Genomic DNA, 2,337 nt, shown 5'->3' with positions numbered 1-2,337 from the left:
TAAATATCAAATATATAACTATAGTTAAGCGATTAATATCGCATCACTAGTAAAACAGCATTGATGAGGCACTCGTTCTCCTCCTCGTCATAGCTGGGGCGTTCAAAAATGAGGTCTATCACAAACACCTTAGGCTGGCAACTTGCGATATCGCGAATGCTTTGGGCGATCTTGCGGCGATCATACAGTTCTGTCATGTCAACCAAAACAATGTCGTTATTGAACTCTTTCACGCCACTACTATTCTGTATCTCATAGAAGATGTCGGTCATGGAAAAGTCGGCAAAAGCCTTCTTGACGGGATTGAAAACCGTGAGGTTAATGGAAGCAAACGCCAACAACCACCCCAGGAATAACACCAAAAGGGTGACTATCAGGTGGTCGACATTAACCCACCCAGCCAACTTACGAAAAGACATGGCACGAAGTTTCTTCACTTGTGTGTCAATTTTAATATGTTTCAACGCAAAAATGCTTATAGTAAAAAGTTCCCCCTGTCAGCACACAGCATAGGTTTATAGTCTGCAATGAACATCAAGGCCCGTGAAGGAAATACAAAACTTTCTTAATGTTTGCAAATTTAACAATAACATACGTATTGACGGCAGTAAAAGTGTTGCAAAAATGAGACACCACAACGTTTTTGCCGTGAAACGAATTGATAGGAAGAAAAACACCTCCAATCCGACATCAAACCGCAACAAGCTGAATAGCCAAAGACCTATTGTCGCCTCTTACTCTTTTAGGCGTTTCGTTCAACCTCTCGTTTCCGCCCTCATTTCGCCATAGAACGCCACATCTTCAACACATTATCAGCAGTAGCGTCCCGTTCCTTTTTGCCTCGTTCTGTCATAGCACGCTATGTCTTCAATGCAGGCCTCGCAAGCATCACAATACAAACAAGAAGGGAAAATGAAGTCCCATGCCCCATTAGAAGATCACGGAAACTATTGCAAAACGTACCACCAATTAGGAAAAACAATAGAGGGTGAAAGCATTGAGAAAACAGAGACAACCCTAATATGGCAACAACAGATAACAAGAAGCCATGTTACAAAAGCAGAAGATAGCGTCGGAGCTGCTCCAAGATAGTAACAACATAAAGAAAAGGCACCATGAAACAGAAACGGAGAAAATATCGAAGCAACATAAAAAGAAGCATGCGCAGGCCATTCCATTCCGCCTATTCACCCCTATCGGGTTCGGCAGCCATGCTTCCGCCCCACTCTTCCTCAAGTCGGCGATAACCAACGGCATGGTCACGGAGATAGAGATGGTTAAGCGTGAAGGCCAAGTCTTTTAGCGTTTGGTCTCTCATTGGTTTCTTCAACTGGCACTCCCACACCGTAATGCAATGCCAGCCCATGGTTGCCAATCGTTGTTGCACTTCCTTGTCGCGCTGCTTATTGCGCTCTATCTTGCTTCTCCAAAAGTCGACACGTGTCTTGGGGAGGCGAAAAGCACCACAATCATGGCCATGCCAGAAGCAACCATTCACAAAGATACAGGTGCGGTATTTTCGCAACACAATGTCGGGATGACCAGGCAACCGACCAAGATTGACCCGATATCAAAATCCCTGGCGCCACAGGTAATGCCTCACAAGGATTTCAGGCCGCGTACCATTCGATCGTATCGCAGCCATGATTCGCGTTCGTTGTTCCTTGGAAAAGTGGTCCATCGCATCATTGGTTTTCATCCTTCGTTTTCTCGTCAAGCCAAAGCTAAGGCAAGCTTCGTTCCGCTCATTTGCCTTTACGAGAACGTTCCTTTGCAGCAAAAGTACAAACAATCCATCAAACCACCATCAACAACCGCCAACTTTTACAATTCTTCGACACAACAAACATCAGAATGGGCTTGCCCAACCCTCATCTGAAAGAACAGGGTTACACCCGCACACCCCCAACAAACAAGCGTTTTCCCACAAACAACCACTACTACCGAGCCTGATGATTGCAAGTCCATCTACCATATAATAAGGTAAAGATCTCGCCCAACTATCACAACCAAGCCTGATGATTGCAAGTCCATCTACTATATAATAAGGTAAAGATCTCACCCAACTATCACAACCGAGCCTGATGATTGCAAGTCCATCTACTATATAATAAGGTAAAGATCTCGGCCAATCGACAATGCGGAGTTTGGCTTTTGCGGGTTTTCAACTCCTCGATCCTTACTCTATGGTTGACTAACTGCCATTGCCGAAATAAGGGCAAGGCGCATACTAAACTAAAAACCCTCGCAGATGAATATCTGCAAGGGTTTTTAAGGGTGGATGGTGGGACTCGAACCCACGACATTCAGAACCACAATCTGACGCTCTAACCAACT

The 2,337-nt window shown here is 44.8% G+C and carries 2 protein-coding genes and 1 pseudogene; 1 reads left to right on the top strand and 2 read right to left on the bottom strand.

Annotation, left to right across the window (positions count from 1 at the left end):
- Window positions 1–32 precede the first annotated feature (32 nt).
- Window positions 33–464, bottom strand: a complete 432-nt coding sequence (locus WKK33_RS01160) for a hypothetical protein (RefSeq protein ID WP_337932107.1) — start codon at window positions 462–464, stop codon at window positions 33–35.
- Between the two features lie 584 nt (window positions 465–1,048).
- Here WKK33_RS01160 and WKK33_RS01155 point away from each other — a divergent pair.
- The gene (locus WKK33_RS01155; RefSeq protein ID WP_337469561.1) at window positions 1,049–1,303 is read left to right on the top strand and encodes a hypothetical protein; all 255 of its coding nucleotides are present in this window, start codon (window positions 1,049–1,051) and stop codon (window positions 1,301–1,303) included.
- Here the strand turns inward: WKK33_RS01155 and WKK33_RS01150 are convergent.
- Window positions 1,184–1,681, bottom strand: a pseudogene (locus WKK33_RS01150) (very short patch repair endonuclease). The gene WKK33_RS01155 and the pseudogene WKK33_RS01150 sit on opposite strands and share 120 nt — an antisense overlap.
- Window positions 1,682–2,337 lie beyond the last annotated feature (656 nt).

This window comes from Hallella sp. (assembly GCF_037460745.1).
Taxonomy (GTDB): Bacteria; Bacteroidota; Bacteroidia; order Bacteroidales; family Bacteroidaceae; genus Prevotella; species Prevotella faecis.
Note: the sequence above shows the minus strand (reverse complement) of the source record. Positions and strands in the feature narration are given on the sequence as shown.